The sequence below is a fragment of the Streptomyces sp. NPDC056144 genome, from assembly GCF_042264145.1.
Lineage (GTDB): Bacteria > Actinomycetota > Actinomycetes > Streptomycetales > Streptomycetaceae > Streptomyces.
Genome location: NZ_JBHJVF010000010.1, coordinates 127958 through 140377, shown reverse-complemented (window position 1 = coordinate 140377; position 12420 = coordinate 127958). Strand labels below are relative to the sequence as shown.

At 71.6% G+C, this 12420-nt stretch carries 13 protein-coding genes; 8 read left to right on the top strand and 5 right to left on the bottom strand.

The features are described 5' to 3' along the window. Window positions 1–17 precede the first annotated feature (17 nt). The 3 genes from ACFC0Z_RS26840 to ACFC0Z_RS26830 all read right to left on the bottom strand — a co-directional run bounded on the left by ACFC0Z_RS26840 (window position 18) and on the right by ACFC0Z_RS26830 (window position 1672). Entirely contained in the window at window positions 18–497 is a 480-nt protein-coding gene (locus ACFC0Z_RS26840) for a succinate dehydrogenase hydrophobic membrane anchor subunit (protein WP_189800273.1), read from the bottom strand. 8 nt (window positions 498–505) lie between these two features. Next, window positions 506–886, bottom strand: coding sequence for a succinate dehydrogenase, cytochrome b556 subunit (sdhC, locus tag ACFC0Z_RS26835; protein ID WP_015035721.1), 381 nt, complete (start codon window positions 884–886; stop codon window positions 506–508). 213 nt (window positions 887–1099) lie between these two features. Continuing rightward, a complete protein-coding gene (locus ACFC0Z_RS26830; protein ID WP_376443139.1) occupies window positions 1100–1672 on the bottom strand; it encodes a 2-oxo-4-hydroxy-4-carboxy-5-ureidoimidazoline decarboxylase in 573 nt (190 codons plus the stop codon). Window positions 1673–1901: 229 nt separating this feature from the next. Here ACFC0Z_RS26830 and ACFC0Z_RS26825 point away from each other — a divergent pair, with 229 nt between their 5' ends. From ACFC0Z_RS26825 to ACFC0Z_RS26815, 3 genes are all read left to right on the top strand, one after another. Continuing rightward, the gene (locus ACFC0Z_RS26825) at window positions 1902–3509 is read left to right on the top strand and encodes a glycoside hydrolase family 20 protein (RefSeq protein ID WP_376442874.1); all 1608 of its coding nucleotides are present in this window, start codon (window positions 1902–1904) and stop codon (window positions 3507–3509) included. Between the two features lie 121 nt (window positions 3510–3630). Next, window positions 3631–4278 carry a DUF4328 domain-containing protein gene (locus ACFC0Z_RS26820; protein ID WP_376442872.1) on the top strand — a complete coding sequence of 216 codons (648 nt, stop codon included), beginning with the start codon at window positions 3631–3633 and terminating at the stop codon, window positions 4276–4278. Window positions 4279–4342: 64 nt separating this feature from the next. Next, window positions 4343–4921 (top strand): hypothetical protein, encoded by a 579-nt coding sequence (locus ACFC0Z_RS26815; protein ID WP_376442869.1) that lies wholly within the window; start codon window positions 4343–4345, stop codon window positions 4919–4921. A 4-nt stretch (window positions 4922–4925) separates the two neighbouring features. On the opposite strand, the gene ACFC0Z_RS26810 is transcribed toward ACFC0Z_RS26815, so the two are convergent. After that, window positions 4926–5672, bottom strand: a complete 747-nt coding sequence (locus ACFC0Z_RS26810) for a Clp protease N-terminal domain-containing protein (RefSeq protein ID WP_376442866.1) — start codon at window positions 5670–5672, stop codon at window positions 4926–4928. A 379-nt stretch (window positions 5673–6051) separates the two neighbouring features. Between ACFC0Z_RS26810 and ACFC0Z_RS26805 the strand changes: the two genes are divergently transcribed. Further along, window positions 6052–6729 carry an RNA polymerase sigma factor gene (locus ACFC0Z_RS26805; RefSeq protein ID WP_376442863.1) on the top strand — a complete coding sequence of 226 codons (678 nt, stop codon included), beginning with the start codon at window positions 6052–6054 and terminating at the stop codon, window positions 6727–6729. Then, window positions 6729–7859: a hypothetical protein gene (locus tag ACFC0Z_RS26800; protein ID WP_376442860.1), complete on the top strand. Its 1131-nt coding sequence runs from the start codon at window positions 6729–6731 to the stop codon at window positions 7857–7859. The genes ACFC0Z_RS26805 and ACFC0Z_RS26800 overlap by 1 nt, the downstream gene beginning before the upstream one ends. Window positions 7860–8058: 199 nt before the next feature. On the opposite strand, the gene ACFC0Z_RS26795 is transcribed toward ACFC0Z_RS26800, so the two are convergent. Next, window positions 8059–8679, bottom strand: a complete 621-nt coding sequence (locus ACFC0Z_RS26795; protein WP_376442857.1) for a L,D-transpeptidase family protein — start codon at window positions 8677–8679, stop codon at window positions 8059–8061. 443 nt (window positions 8680–9122) lie between these two features. Here ACFC0Z_RS26795 and ACFC0Z_RS26790 point away from each other — a divergent pair, with 443 nt between their 5' ends. The 3 genes from ACFC0Z_RS26790 to ACFC0Z_RS26780 all read left to right on the top strand — a co-directional run bounded on the left by ACFC0Z_RS26790 (window position 9123) and on the right by ACFC0Z_RS26780 (window position 12322). After that, window positions 9123–10703, top strand: coding sequence for a methylmalonyl-CoA mutase (locus ACFC0Z_RS26790; protein WP_376442854.1), 1581 nt, complete (start codon window positions 9123–9125; stop codon window positions 10701–10703). Between the two features lie 78 nt (window positions 10704–10781). Next, entirely contained in the window at window positions 10782–11441 is a 660-nt protein-coding gene (leuE, locus tag ACFC0Z_RS26785) for a leucine efflux protein LeuE (RefSeq protein WP_376442851.1), read from the top strand. A gap of 59 nt (window positions 11442–11500) precedes the next feature. Beyond that, a complete protein-coding gene (locus ACFC0Z_RS26780; RefSeq protein WP_376442849.1) occupies window positions 11501–12322 on the top strand; it encodes a MerR family transcriptional regulator in 822 nt (273 codons plus the stop codon). The last annotated feature ends 98 nt before the right edge of the window (window positions 12323–12420 follow it).

Sequence of the window (12420 nt, the reverse complement as noted above, 5' to 3'; positions counted from 1 at the left end):
TTACCTCAGCCCCGTGCCTAGCGGATGTTCGGGTCGAAGGTGAAGATCACCAGCGTGCCCAGAAGGATGGTGAACACCGTGGCGGTGTACAGCAGGCCCTTGAGCCACAGGCGCGTGTTGGCCCGCTCCGCGTAGTCGTTGATGACCGTACGGAGGCCGTTGGCGCCGTGCAGCATGGCGAGCCAGAGCATCAGGAGGTCCCAGACCTGCCAGAACGGGGACGCCCAGCGGCCGGCCACGAAGGCGAAGCCGATCTTGGAGACGCCGCCGTCCAGGAAGAGCTGGATCAGCAGGTGGCCGAGGACCAGGACGACGAGGACCACGCCCGAGAGGCGCATGAAGAGCCACGCGGCCATCTCGAAGTTGCCCCGGGTCGCGCGCGGGGTCTTGCCCGTGCGCTTGCGGGGGGCCTCGATGTACGGCGCGGGGTTGTCCACGTCGTAGTGGGCGCCGCCCTCGACGGGGCCGATCGCGGCGGAGGTCGTGTCAGCAGACATGAGTGGCGTCAGCTCCCGAACAGTTCACGTGCGGCGTGGCCGAGGACGGGGTACAGCGAGCCCGCCATCAGCACGACCCAGATGCCCACGACGGTCCAGAGCATCTGCTTCTGGTAGCGCGGGCCCTTGGACCAGAAGTCCACGGCGATGACACGGAGACCGTTCAGCGCGTGGAAGAGGATGGCGGCGACGAGGCCGTACTCCAGAAGAGCGACGATCGGCGTCTTGTAGGTCGCGACGACCTCGTCGTACGCCTCGGGGGAGACGCGGACGAGAGCGGTGTCCAGCACGTGTACGAACAGGAAGAAGAAGATGAGGACGCCGGTGACTCGATGAGCCACCCAGCTCCACATTCCTTCCCGGCCGCGGTACAGCGTTCCAGCCGGCACGGAAAAACCCTCCGGGAGCGGGGATCAGGGCCGGCCGGCTTCTCTGTCGGTCAGACCCGGCCGGGTACGGTCCACCGGCCCCGGTCATCGTAGCGACGACTTGTCGGTTCGCTCGCGCGGGGTCCTTAGGTGTGATCAAACAGGCACGGACGGACTATCGCACGACACGAGACCGGCCCCAGACTGTCCCGAATCGCCGCATTCCGGTCGTCCTCACGCCCCGTGGTGACGCCGTGTGAGCCCTTCCGCGAGTCGGAAGGCCAGCCGGGCGCGGGCCAGACGGCGGAGTTCGTCGGCCGCGACGACCCTCTCCTCCTCCGGTTCGTTGCCGAGACGTGACCGGATTCCGGCCAGAACCTGGTCGAGGCGCTCCCCGGGACGCACGCCGTCGAGGCTGATCACGAACGCGTGGCCGAAACTGCTCTCGTACGCGGCGTGGGCGGCCCGCAGCGCCGTCCGGGCCGCCGGAGGGGCGCCGGGGTGCGGCGGGGCCGAGGACTCGGCGGCGAGGGCCTCGTCGAGTTCGGCGCGGGACAGGTCGTATCCGGCCTCGTCGGCGGCGGCGAGCAGGGCGTCCAGGGTCGGGTACGGGCGGTGCGCGGCGACCCGTTCGGCCCAGCGGAGGCTGCGGCAGCAGGACAGGAGCAGGGCCTCGGCCTCGGCGGCGGAGGCCGCGTTGAAGCCGACGAGGCCGTCCAGGTGCCGGGGAGGCGTGTGCTGGGCGGGTATCGCAGGCGTGTCCGTGGAGCCCGTTTTCCGGCAGGGGGCGTGGGTGTCGCGGGTCAGCGTGGGCTCCGGTACTGCGCGGGACGGGCGGGGTGGACGTGACGCAACGTTATCGACGGGATGAGGGAAGTGTCCGACGGATGCGCGATTTTCACCCGGAAGGGAGAGTTTCGGAACAAGTGATGGACGATCCGGTTCCGCGTGGCTGACTGGCCGAGGCGGTGCCGGTACGGGAGGATTCGGAGTGATGCGTTACTCCATACGGGTAACCCGACGGGGCCCGGCACTCATGGCGACCGCGGTGGCACTGGCCACCGTGGCGGCCTGCTCGAACGGATCCCCGTCAGGGTCGCCGACGCCGTCCGGATCCGTGTCGGCCGGTACGTCCTCCTCCTCCGGTACGTCCACGGGCGCCGCCCCCACGAGCGCGCCGGCCCCGAGCCCGACGCCCACCCCGACCCCCACCCGGACGTACCCGCTCTCCGAGGCCCCCCGCACGATCCCCGCCGTCCGCGCCCACGAGCCCGCCCGCGGCCCCGGCTGGAAGCCCGCCCCCACCGCCGGCGTCGTCCTCGCCGCGAACAGCGCCGGCCTCGCCGACGAAGGGCGGCTGCTCGCGGGCGAGCTCGGCATCGCCTACCGGGGCGCCGTCGCGGCCGGCCCCGGGGACGTGGAGCTCGCGCTGGGCGGGTCGGGAGCCCCCGAGTCGTACACCCTCGGCGTCAAGGACGGCCGGGTCCGGATCGCGGGCCCCGACGAGGCCGGCGTCTTCTACGGCACCCGCACGCTCAAGCAGTCGGTCAACGCCACGGGCGCGATGCCCGAGGGCACCGTCACCGACCGCCCCGCGAAGCCGCAGCGCGGCCTCATGGTCGACATCGCCCGCAAGCACTTCTCGGCCGCGTGGCTGGAGGACCGCGTCCGCGAGATGGGCGACCTCAAGCTCAACCAGCTCGGTCTGCACTTCTCCGACGACCAGGGCTTCCGGATCGAGTCCGACAGCCACCCGGAGGTCGTCTCCGCCCAGCACCTCACCAAGGCCGAGGTCCGGCGGATCCTCGCGCTCGCCGCGAGCCGCCACATCACCGTCATCCCCGAGATCGACTCGCCGGGACACCTCGGCGCCGTCATCGCCGCCCACCCCGACCTCCAGCTCGTCAGCGCGGGCGGCCGGACCCCGCGCGGGGCCGTCGACATCTCCGACCCGGACTCCGCCCGGATCGTCGACGACCTGCTCCGCGAGTACGCGGCGCTCTTCCCCGGGGCGTACTGGCACCTCGGCGCCGACGAGTACGTGGCCCTCATGGCGAAGAACCCCGAGGCGACCTACCCGCAGCTCGCCCGCGCCGCGACGGCGAAGTACGGCCCGTCGGCGCGCGTCCAGGACCTGGCGACCGGCTGGCTCAACGACCGCGCGGCCGTCGTCCGGCCCACCGGCAAGACCCTCAAGGCGTGGAACGACGGGTTCTTCCCCGGGGGCGTGGTCAGCGCCGCGAAGGACATCGAGGTCGAGTACTGGACGGGCAAGGAGATCGGCGCGCGGCAGCCCGTCGCGTACCTGAGCGCTGGCCGGAAACTGGTCAACCTCAACGACGAGTACCTCTACTACGTCCTCGGCCAGCCCAACGACTTCACGTACCCCACCGGCCGCCGCATCTACGAGCAGTGGACCCCGCTCGTCGTCCGGGGCACGAACCCGGTGCCCGCGCGGTACGACTCCCAGATCCTCGGCGCGCGGTTCGCGGTCTGGTGCGACCTGTCGAAGTCCCAGACGCAGGCCCAGGTCGCCGACGGCATCCGGATGCCGCTGACCGCCCTCGCCCAGAAGGTCTGGAACCCGGCGAAACCGTCTCTGACCTGGGAACAGTTCAAGTCGCTCGCGGCGAAGGTCCGCTGACGCGACCTGACATACGTCGTGGACGCGGGCCCTCCGCGTCCCGTACGTTCCCCCAGCGGCCGAGTGGCCGCCGACGCCGGGGGGGAGGCGTCCTCATGTTCCTTGGGGGGAACCGCTCATCATGCTCCGCAATCCGAACAATCTCTCGTGGTCCGTGCAGTGTCTGCTCGGCATCGCGATCTGCGTCGACCTCGTTGCCCTGAACGCCGACCTCCGCCTCCGCTCCGCCGCGGCGGAGGGAATCACGGGGGACTCGTCCCCGCTGCACCTGGCGCTGCTCGACGTCGGCGTGACGGGGTCTCTCCAGCTTCTGGCGTTCATCGTGACGGGGATCGTCTTCATCGTCTGGTTCCGCCGGCTGCGCATGAACGCGGAGGTGTGGGCCGGAATGCTCATGACGCGGAAGCCCGGCTGGGCCGTCGGCGCCTGGTTCATCCCGCTCGCCTCCCTCTGGATTCCGCGCGAGGTGGCCGTGGACATCTGGCGGGCCAGCCGGGCCGAGCCCACCGCCCCCGACCAGCCGGGTGAGCTCCGGCTGCTCAACAGCTGGTGGACCTTCTTCGCCCTCAGTCTGGTGATGTCGCAGGGGTCGGGCCGACTGCTCGGCTGGGCCGAGACGCCCGACGAGTACTCCTTCGCCGCGAACCTGCTCCTCGCGACCGACGTCCTCGACATCATCGCCGCCGTCCTCGCCATACTCTTCGTCCGGCGACTGACCTCCATGCAGGAGGCCAAGGCCTCCGGCGTCACGTTCTCGGCCGTGAGGTGACGAAAAATCGCCCCCTGGCGCAGTAAAGGAAAACTGCGTCCATTCGGGTGACGAGGAGGCGTCCATGACGTCGACGGCCGCGCTGAGCGCGTCGGGCAGGAGTCTGCGGGAACTGGTCGACGCGGCCGACGAGCGCGGGCTCGCCGCCGCCGGGCTCGCCTGCCTGGACCGGTGCCTTCCGCTCCTCGCCCCCGACGGCGGCGACGCCCTGCGCCCCGTGTGGGCCGCCGTCGCGCGCGGCGACGGCGGGGCCTGGGGCGAGGCCGTCGCCAAGGCGCGCGTGGAGCTCGATTCCGCCGGTACGGGGGCGGGCGCCGGAGCCGTACGGGAGATGCTCGCGCAGGCCCCGGCCGACTGGACCGCCGGGGCCCTGCGCCCCTGGGCCGCCGCCTGCTCGGACCGGGCCCTCGCCCTGCACGGCGGGTTCGACGCCGCCGGCGTCGCCGACGGGCTCGTCGCACGCTGCCGGGCCGGGGACCCGGCCGGCGCGGGACCGCTGCTCGCCGGGGAGCTCCGGCGGCAGCTCGCCGTCCTCGAAGCGGTCGCCCACGGCCCGACCGGACTGCGCCGGGCCCGTGAACTCTCCGTCGAGGGCGGCCGGGTCCTGCGCGCGGTCGTCTCGCGCCGGGCCCGTACCGCCTGAACCGCTATTCCGAAGCGTCCTCGGGCTCCTGGATCGCGACCGACGCGACCGCCGCCGCGATCTCCTGCTCCGCCGTCGCCTTGTCGAGGCCGAGGCCGCTGAGCACGCCCTCGCCGTCCTCGTGCTCCAGGAGCGCGAGCAGGATGTGCTCGGTGCCGACGTAGTTGTGCCCGAGGCGCAGGGCCTCGCGGAAGGTCAGCTCCAGGACCTTCTTCGCCGCCGCGTCGTACGGGACGAGCGCGGGCGGCTCCTCCACGGCCGGCGGCAGGGTCGCCGTGACCGCCTCGCGGACCTGGTCGAGGGTCACGCCCCGCGCGGTGATCCACAGGGCCGCGAGGCCTTCGGGCTCGGCGAGCAGGCCGAGCGCGAGGTGCGCGGGGACGGTCTCGCCGTTGCGGGCGGAGGTGGCCTCGTTCTGCGCGGCCATGACCACGTTCCGGGCCCGGGGGGTGAAGCGGCTGAACCCCGCGTTCGGGTCCATCTTCTCCGCGTCCGGCTCCTTGGGGACGAAACGCTTCTGTGCCGCCTGGCGGGTGACGCCCATGCTGCGGCCGATGTCGGTCCAGGAGGCGCCGGAGCGGCGGGCCTGGTCCACGAAGTGGCCGATGAGGTGGTCGGCGACGTCACCGAGGTGATCCGCCGCGAGGACGGCGCCGGAGAGCTGCTCCAGCGCGTCGGGATGGACCTTCTTGATCGCTTCGATGAGTTCGTCGAGACGGACGGGGATCTTCGGAACGATGGGATTCGTCATGAGGCAACCGTAGGTTGACACTCGGCGAGTGTCAACGGTCGGTTGACAGTGAAAAGGGTGTGACGGATCCCGGGCCATGAGACCGGGGGAGGGGAGACGGGGAAAAGGGCGACGACCGGGGTCGCCACCCCCCACAGGAGAGACCCCGGTCGTCGTCTACGGAGCCGCAGCACGGCCCCGTACTCCTTACTGCGCCACGGGTGCGGTTTCTGTCACACCGCCATGCGGACAGTCGAAGGTTGCAGCTTGTACAAAGTCGCCCGTAGTACGTGGACGTACCACCGGACCACCACGTAGCGTGCAGCTTCGCGAGTGGGCGAGACGGCGATGACCAGCCGACGCGCCGTGTGTACGCGACCGACGAACAGGGTTATGGGGAGTGCTGGGGGACGACGCGGAGCTGACGGCCGCGGTGCTCGCTGCGCAGGACGGGGACGAGGACGCGTTCCGGACTGTGTACCGCGCCGTGCAGCCTCGATTGCTCGGCTACATACGCACACTGGTCGGCGAAGGCGACGCCGAGGACGTCGCCTCGGAGTCCTGGCTCCAGATCGCGCGCGACCTCGACCGGTTCAGCGGCGACGCGGACCGCTTCCGCGGCTGGGCCGCCAGGATCGCGCGCAACCGCGCGCTCGACCACATCCGGATGCGCGGCCGCCGGCCCGCCACGGGCGCCGACGAGACCGAACTCGCCGACAAGCCCGCCGAGTCCGACACCGTGGCCGAGGCGATGGAAGCCCTGTCCACCAGCGACACCATGCACCTCATCTCCCGGCTCCCGCAGGACCAGGCCGAGGCCGTCGTCCTCCGCGTGGTCGTCGGCCTGGACGCCAAGAGCGCCGCCGACACCCTGGGCAAGCGCGCCGGAGCCGTACGGACCGCCGCGCACCGGGGGCTGAAGAAGCTCGCCGAACTGCTCGGCGCGGACGGACCGTCGGCGGACGGCCAAGGGCTCGTCCCCCTGGACGGAGTCCCTCCGCAACGCGGGCCCGGGCCGGGGGCCCCCGGCCCCGGCGGTGTGACGCATTCACGTTCGCGTACGCAGAAGGACATGTGATGGCCGACGAGCGCTACCAGTGGCTCGACCAGGAGGCCGCGGAGCGGCTGCTCCGCGGCGACCCGGTCGACGCCCTCGACGATCCCGGGCGTTCCGAGGCGCGACGCCTGGCGGAGGCCCTCGACTCGGCCCGTACGCCCACCGTCGGCGCCGCGCAGGCCGAGCTGCCCGGCGAGGCCGCCGCGCTCGCCGCCTTCCGCGAGGCCACCGCGGCCCGCGCCACCCGCGCCGCCGCCGGTCCGGGGGCTTCCTCCGCCGAACTCGGCCCGGTCGTACGGCTCGCCGCTCCCGCCACCGCGCCCGTGCGCCGCTGGGGACGCTCCTTCCGGTACGGGCTGGCCGCCGCGGTCGCCGCCGTCACGGTCGGCGGCGTCGCCGTCGCCGCGGGCACGGGCGTCCTGCCGCTCCTCGGCCCCGCGCCCGCCGCCTCCGTCACGGCGGTCGAGACCACGGAACCGGACGTGTCGAACTCCCAGGGCGTCCGCGAGGACCCCGAGGCGCCTTCGCCGCGCCCGGACGAGACCGGGCCCACGCACGGCTCGTCCCCGTCGTCCCCGTCCTCGGCGTCCTCCGGGTCCTCCTCGGCCGGGAGCGGTTCCTCCTCGGACACCGCCTCGCCCCGGACGCGTACCACCCCGGGACCCGGGGCCTCGGCGGCGGCCACGAAGGATGGCAAGGGCACCAAGGACCCGAAGGATCCGAAGGACGCCAAGGAGAGCGCCCTCCAGGGCTGCCGCGACTACCTGGCCGGCCGGCTCGACGCGTCGGCCCGGCGCGAGCTCACGGATCTTCTGCACGCCAACGAGACCCTGAGCCGGTTCTGCGAAGCCGTCGTCTCCGGGACCGGGGCGTCTCCCCGGCCCACGCTCACCCCCACGCCGGCGTCCCCGGAGAAGGGCAAGGACGCCGAGAAGGACGGGAAGGACGGGAAGGACGGGAAGGACGGGAAGGGCAGCGCCGCCGACGCCGCCGCACCCGCGAGTCTGGCCGGCGCCCCTCGCGACAGCGGGGACGAGACCGGCAGGGACACCGGCAAGGACACCGGCAAGGACTCCCGGAAAGGCCGTGGCGAAGACCGCGGCCGTGACGCCCGGGGCGACTCGGGGAAGAAGCGCGAAGCCCGTCGCTGAACGGCCCGCCGGACCCGTTTCACCCCAGGCGTGACACTTTTCGCCCCGTCGGCGCTGTACAGAGTGAGCCGACTGGTCATCGGCCGCGCGTGAGCCGGGGTTCCCCCCGTACCTACGGCTCCGCGCACCCGGCGCGGGTGGGACACGTTCCCCCGGTCCCACCCGCGCCCTCTCTCCGCTCGCCCCTGTCTCCCCTGTCTCACCAGTGGACGACGACCTTGTCCCCGACCTTCACCTGGTCGAAGAGGGCCGCGAGCTTCGCCCGGTCCCGGACGTTGACGCAGCCGTGCGAGGCGCCGTTGTAGCCCCGGGCCGCGAAGTCCGCCGAGTAGTGCACGGCCTGGCCCCGGCTGAAGAACATCGCGTACGGCATGGGCGTGTGGTAGATCGTCGACACCCAGTCCTTGGCCTTCCGGTCCACCTGGAAGAGGCCCTCGCGGGTCGGCGTGTTCTCCGAGCCGAAGCGGACGTCGAAGGAGGAGACGACCTTGCCGTCGATCATCCAGGCCAGCGTCCGGCTCTCCTTGCTGATGCACAGCACCCGGCCGGTCATGCAGCGCGGATCGGGGGTGTCCAGCTTGTTCGTGGTCGAGGGCTTGAGCTCGTCGGCGGTCGGCTTCCGCGTCATCCCGAGCAGCCGCTGCCAGGTCGTCTCGTCGACCGAACCCGTCTGCGGCAGCCCCCGCTTCTCCTGGAAGGCCGTGACCGCGCCCGCCGTCATCTTCCCGTAGAAGGCGGTCGGCGCCCGGTCGAAGTAGCCGATCTGCCGCAGCCGCGCCTGGAGCTCGCGCACCTGCTCGCTCTCGTCGCCGTCCCCCATGAGCGGCTTGGCGTCCGGGGTGGCGGACGCGGAAGCGGAAGCGGAAGGTGAAGCGGAGTCAGAGGCGGAGGCGGAAGGGGCCGGCGGCTTGTCGTCCGTCCCCGAAGGCGCCGGAGTGGAAGGCGCCGCCGATGACGACGAGGTCGACGGCGCGGGCGTCGTCGGCGTACATCCCGCCGCGAGCGCCACCGCCGCCGCTGCCAGTACCGCTCTGCGTATGACGGACGTGGTCCGCTTCATGGTGTCCCCCGAGTGGAATCGTGCGTATGTACCCCTAGGGATGCTTCCCGGACCCACACGGTTGCGCACGCTGTGAGGAAGGTCCCAGCGTGCTGCCCTCCACCGGCCGCACGCCCGCCGCTACAGTCCGTCGCGAGGGGCGGTACCGCCGAGTCGGTACCGCTGAGCAGCAGGTCTGCAGGGTCTATCGGGAGGCACAACACATGGCGCGCGAGACGGAGTCGGGTCTCCCGATCGAGCCGGTCTACGGACCGGAGTCCCAGGAGGGCTGGGACCCGGCGGAGAAGCTGGGCGAGCCGGGCAAGTACCCGTTCACGCGGGGTGTGTACCCGTCGATGTACACGGGCCGTCCGTGGACGATGCGGCAGTACGCCGGGTTCGGTACGGCGACGGAGTCGAACGCCCGCTACAAGCAGCTCATCGCCAACGGCACGATGGGCCTCTCGGTGGCCTTCGACCTGCCGACGCAGATGGGCCACGACAGCGACGCCCCGATCTCGTCCGGCGAGGTCGGCAAGGTCGGTGTGGCGATCGACTCGATCGACGACATGCGGGTCCTGTTCGACGGGATCCCGCTGGACAAGGTCTCGACGTCGATGACGATCAACGCCCCCGGTTCGCTCCTCCTCCTGCTCTACCAGCTCGTCGGCGAGGAGCAGGGCGTCCCGGCGGACCAGCTCACGGGCACGATCCAGAACGACGTCCTGAAGGAGTACATCGCGCGGGGCACGTACATCTTCCCGCCGAAGCCCTCGCTCCGTCTGATCGCGGACATCTTCAAGTACTGCAAGGCCGAGATCCCGAAGTGGAACACGATCTCGATCTCCGGCTACCACATGGCCGAGGCGGGGGCGTCGCCCGCGCAGGAGATCGCGTTCACGCTCGCGGACGGCATCGAGTACGTCCGCACGGCCGTCGCCGCCGGCATGGACGTCGACGACTTCGCCCCGCGCCTGTCGTTCTTCTTCGTCGCCCGCACGACGATCCTGGAGGAGGTCGCGAAGTTCCGCGCGGCCCGCCGGATCTGGGCGCGCGTGATGAAGGAGGAGTTCGGCGCGAAGAACCCCAAGTCGCTGATGCTCCGCTTCCACACGCAGACCGCCGGTGTGCAGCTGACGGCCCAGCAGCCCGAGGTCAACCTCGTCCGCGTGGCGATCCAGGGCCTGGCCGCCGTCCTCGGCGGCACCCAGTCGCTCCACACCAACTCCTTCGACGAGGCCATCGCCCTCCCGACGGACAAGTCGGCCCGCCTCGCGCTGCGTACGCAGCAGGTCCTCGCGTACGAGACGGACGTCACGGCCACGGTCGACCCCTTCGCGGGCAGCTACGTCGTCGAGAAGATGACGGACGAGGTCGAGGCGGCGGCCCTGGAGCTCATGGCCAAGGTCGAGGAGATGGGCGGCGCGGTCAACGCGATCGAGCGCGGCTTCCAGAAGGGCGAGATCGAGCGGAGCGCGTACCGCATCGCGCAGGAGACCGACAGCGGCGAGCGGGTCGTCGTCGGCGTCAACCGCTACACGATCGACGTCGAGGAGCCGTACGAGCCGCTGCGCGTCGACCCGGCGATCGAGGCCCAGCAGGCCGAGCGCCTCGCCAAGCTGCGCGCCGAGCGCGACCAGGCGGCGGTGGACGCCGCGCTCGTGGAGCTCAAGAAGGCGGCCGAGGGCACGGACAACGTCCTGTACCCGATGAAGGACGCCCTCCGCGCCCGCGCGACGGTCGGCGAGGTCTGCAACGCGCTGCGCGAGGTCTGGGGCACGTACGTCCCCACGGACGCGTTCTAGAAGTCCCCCTAGAAGTCCCCGGGCGGCTAAGACCCAGGTCACAGCGGAGTGTCGCACCCATGTGCGACACTCCGCTCCATGCTGGGTGTCATCGATCTGCCGACCTATCTCGCGGGACTCGTCCTCATCATCCTTCTCCCGGGGCCGAACTCGCTCTACGTGCTGTCCGTCGCCGCCCGCAAGGGCACGCGCACCGGATACCGGGCCGCCGCCGGGGTCTTCACCGGCGACGCCATCCTCATGACGCTCGCCGCCCTCGGCGCGGCCTCGCTGCTCCAGACCACCCCGCTCCTCTTCATGATCGTGAAGTACGCGGGCGCCGGTTACCTGGCCTGGATGGCGTACGGGATGCTGCGCTCCGCCCTCGCCATGTGGCGGAGCCGGCGCGAGGTGACGGCCGCCGTCGAGACCGAGGAGCGGGAGACCGGCCAGGTCGAGCGGCCGTACCGGCGCGCCCTGCTGATCAGCCTCTTCAACCCGAAGGCGATCCTCTTCCTGATCTCCTTCTTCGTACAGTTCGTGGACCCCTCGTACGCCTACCCGGCGCTCTCCTTCCTGGTCCTCGGCAGCCTGCTCCAGTTCGGCAGCTTCCTCTACCTGACGACCCTGATATTCGGCGGGACGCGGCTCGCCGCCGCGTTCCGCAGCCGCCGCCGGCTCTCGGCCGGTGCCACCTCGGCCGCCGGCGCGCTCTTCCTCGGCTTCGCGGTGAAGCTCTCCCTCAGCAGCGCGGCCTGACGTCCCCGACGTGATCGTTTGACCCTGACACCGTGTGAGGCTGTTCCGTAAGGGGCGTCATGTTCATCATCGGAGACTTCGCCCGGCACGGGCGGGTGTCGGTCCGCATGCTGCGTCACTACGACGCCATCGGACTGCTGCGCCCGGCCCGGGTCGACCCGTACACGGGCTACCGCTACTACGCGGCCGACCAGCTCGCCCGGCTCAACCGCGTCATCGCGCTCAAGGACCTCGGCTTCACCCTCGAACAGGTGGGGGAGATGCTCGACGAGCGGATCGACGCGGACGAGCTGCGCGAGATGCTGCGGCTGCGCCAGGCCGAGCTGGAAGAGGCCCTGGAAGCGGCGCGCTCACGGCTCGCCCAGGTCGGCGAGAGGCTCCGGGCCATCGAAACGGAGGGACGCATGTCCACTCAGGACGTCGTCGTCAAGAAGATCCCCGCCGTGCGCGTCGCCGAGCTGAGCGCGGTCGCCGCGAGCTTCGGACCCGAGGACATCACCCCCGTCATCGGTCCGCTCTACGACGACCTGTGCGGCCGTCTGGCGGCCGCGGGCGTCACGGGCTTCGGCCCGGGCATCGCGTACTACGAGGACGCGGGCCGCGGCGACGGCTCGGTCGTCGTGCACGCGGCCATGACCGTCCCCGAGGGGACGGCCGTGGAGGGCGTGGACGTCCGCGTCCTGCCCGGCGTCGAGGAGGCCGCGACCATCGTCCACCGCGGCTCCATGGACGACGTCCTGCCGACCGCGCAGGCGCTGGCCCACTGGGTCGGCACCAACGGCTACACGACCAAGGGGTACGCCCGCGAGCTGTACCTGGAGTGCCCGGACGACCAGTCCCAGTGGGTGACGGAGCTCCAGGAGACGATCGAGCGCGTCTGACCCACCCGCGGACGGGAAGGGCCCGGGACCCCCGCACGGGTCCCGGGCCCTGGTCTTTCGCGGCCCCTGCTGACGGCCCCTGCTGACGGCGCCTGCTC

What these genes read in the sequence shown, in the direction of transcription:
- ACFC0Z_RS26840 (WP_189800273.1), bottom strand. Translation starts at nt 497, where the DNA reads ATGTCTGCTGACACGACCTCCGCCGCGATCGGCCCCGTCGAGGGCGGC.
- ACFC0Z_RS26825 (WP_376442874.1), top strand. Translation starts at nt 1,902, where the DNA reads ATGGCGACCGCGGTGGCACTGGCCACCGTGGCGGCCTGCTCGAACGGA.
- ACFC0Z_RS26820 (WP_376442872.1), top strand. Translation starts at nt 3,631, where the DNA reads ATGCTCCGCAATCCGAACAATCTCTCGTGGTCCGTGCAGTGTCTGCTC.
- ACFC0Z_RS26815 (WP_376442869.1), top strand. Translation starts at nt 4,343, where the DNA reads ATGACGTCGACGGCCGCGCTGAGCGCGTCGGGCAGGAGTCTGCGGGAA.
- ACFC0Z_RS26810 (WP_376442866.1), bottom strand. Translation starts at nt 5,672, where the DNA reads ATGACGAATCCCATCGTTCCGAAGATCCCCGTCCGTCTCGACGAACTC.
- ACFC0Z_RS26800 (WP_376442860.1), top strand. Translation starts at nt 6,729, where the DNA reads ATGGCCGACGAGCGCTACCAGTGGCTCGACCAGGAGGCCGCGGAGCGG.
- ACFC0Z_RS26795 (WP_376442857.1), bottom strand. Translation starts at nt 8,679, where the DNA reads ATGGGGGACGGCGACGAGAGCGAGCAGGTGCGCGAGCTCCAGGCGCGG.
- ACFC0Z_RS26790 (WP_376442854.1), top strand. Translation starts at nt 9,123, where the DNA reads ATGGCGCGCGAGACGGAGTCGGGTCTCCCGATCGAGCCGGTCTACGGA.
- leuE (WP_376442851.1), top strand. Translation starts at nt 10,782, where the DNA reads ATGCTGGGTGTCATCGATCTGCCGACCTATCTCGCGGGACTCGTCCTC.
- ACFC0Z_RS26780 (WP_376442849.1), top strand. Translation starts at nt 11,501, where the DNA reads ATGTTCATCATCGGAGACTTCGCCCGGCACGGGCGGGTGTCGGTCCGC.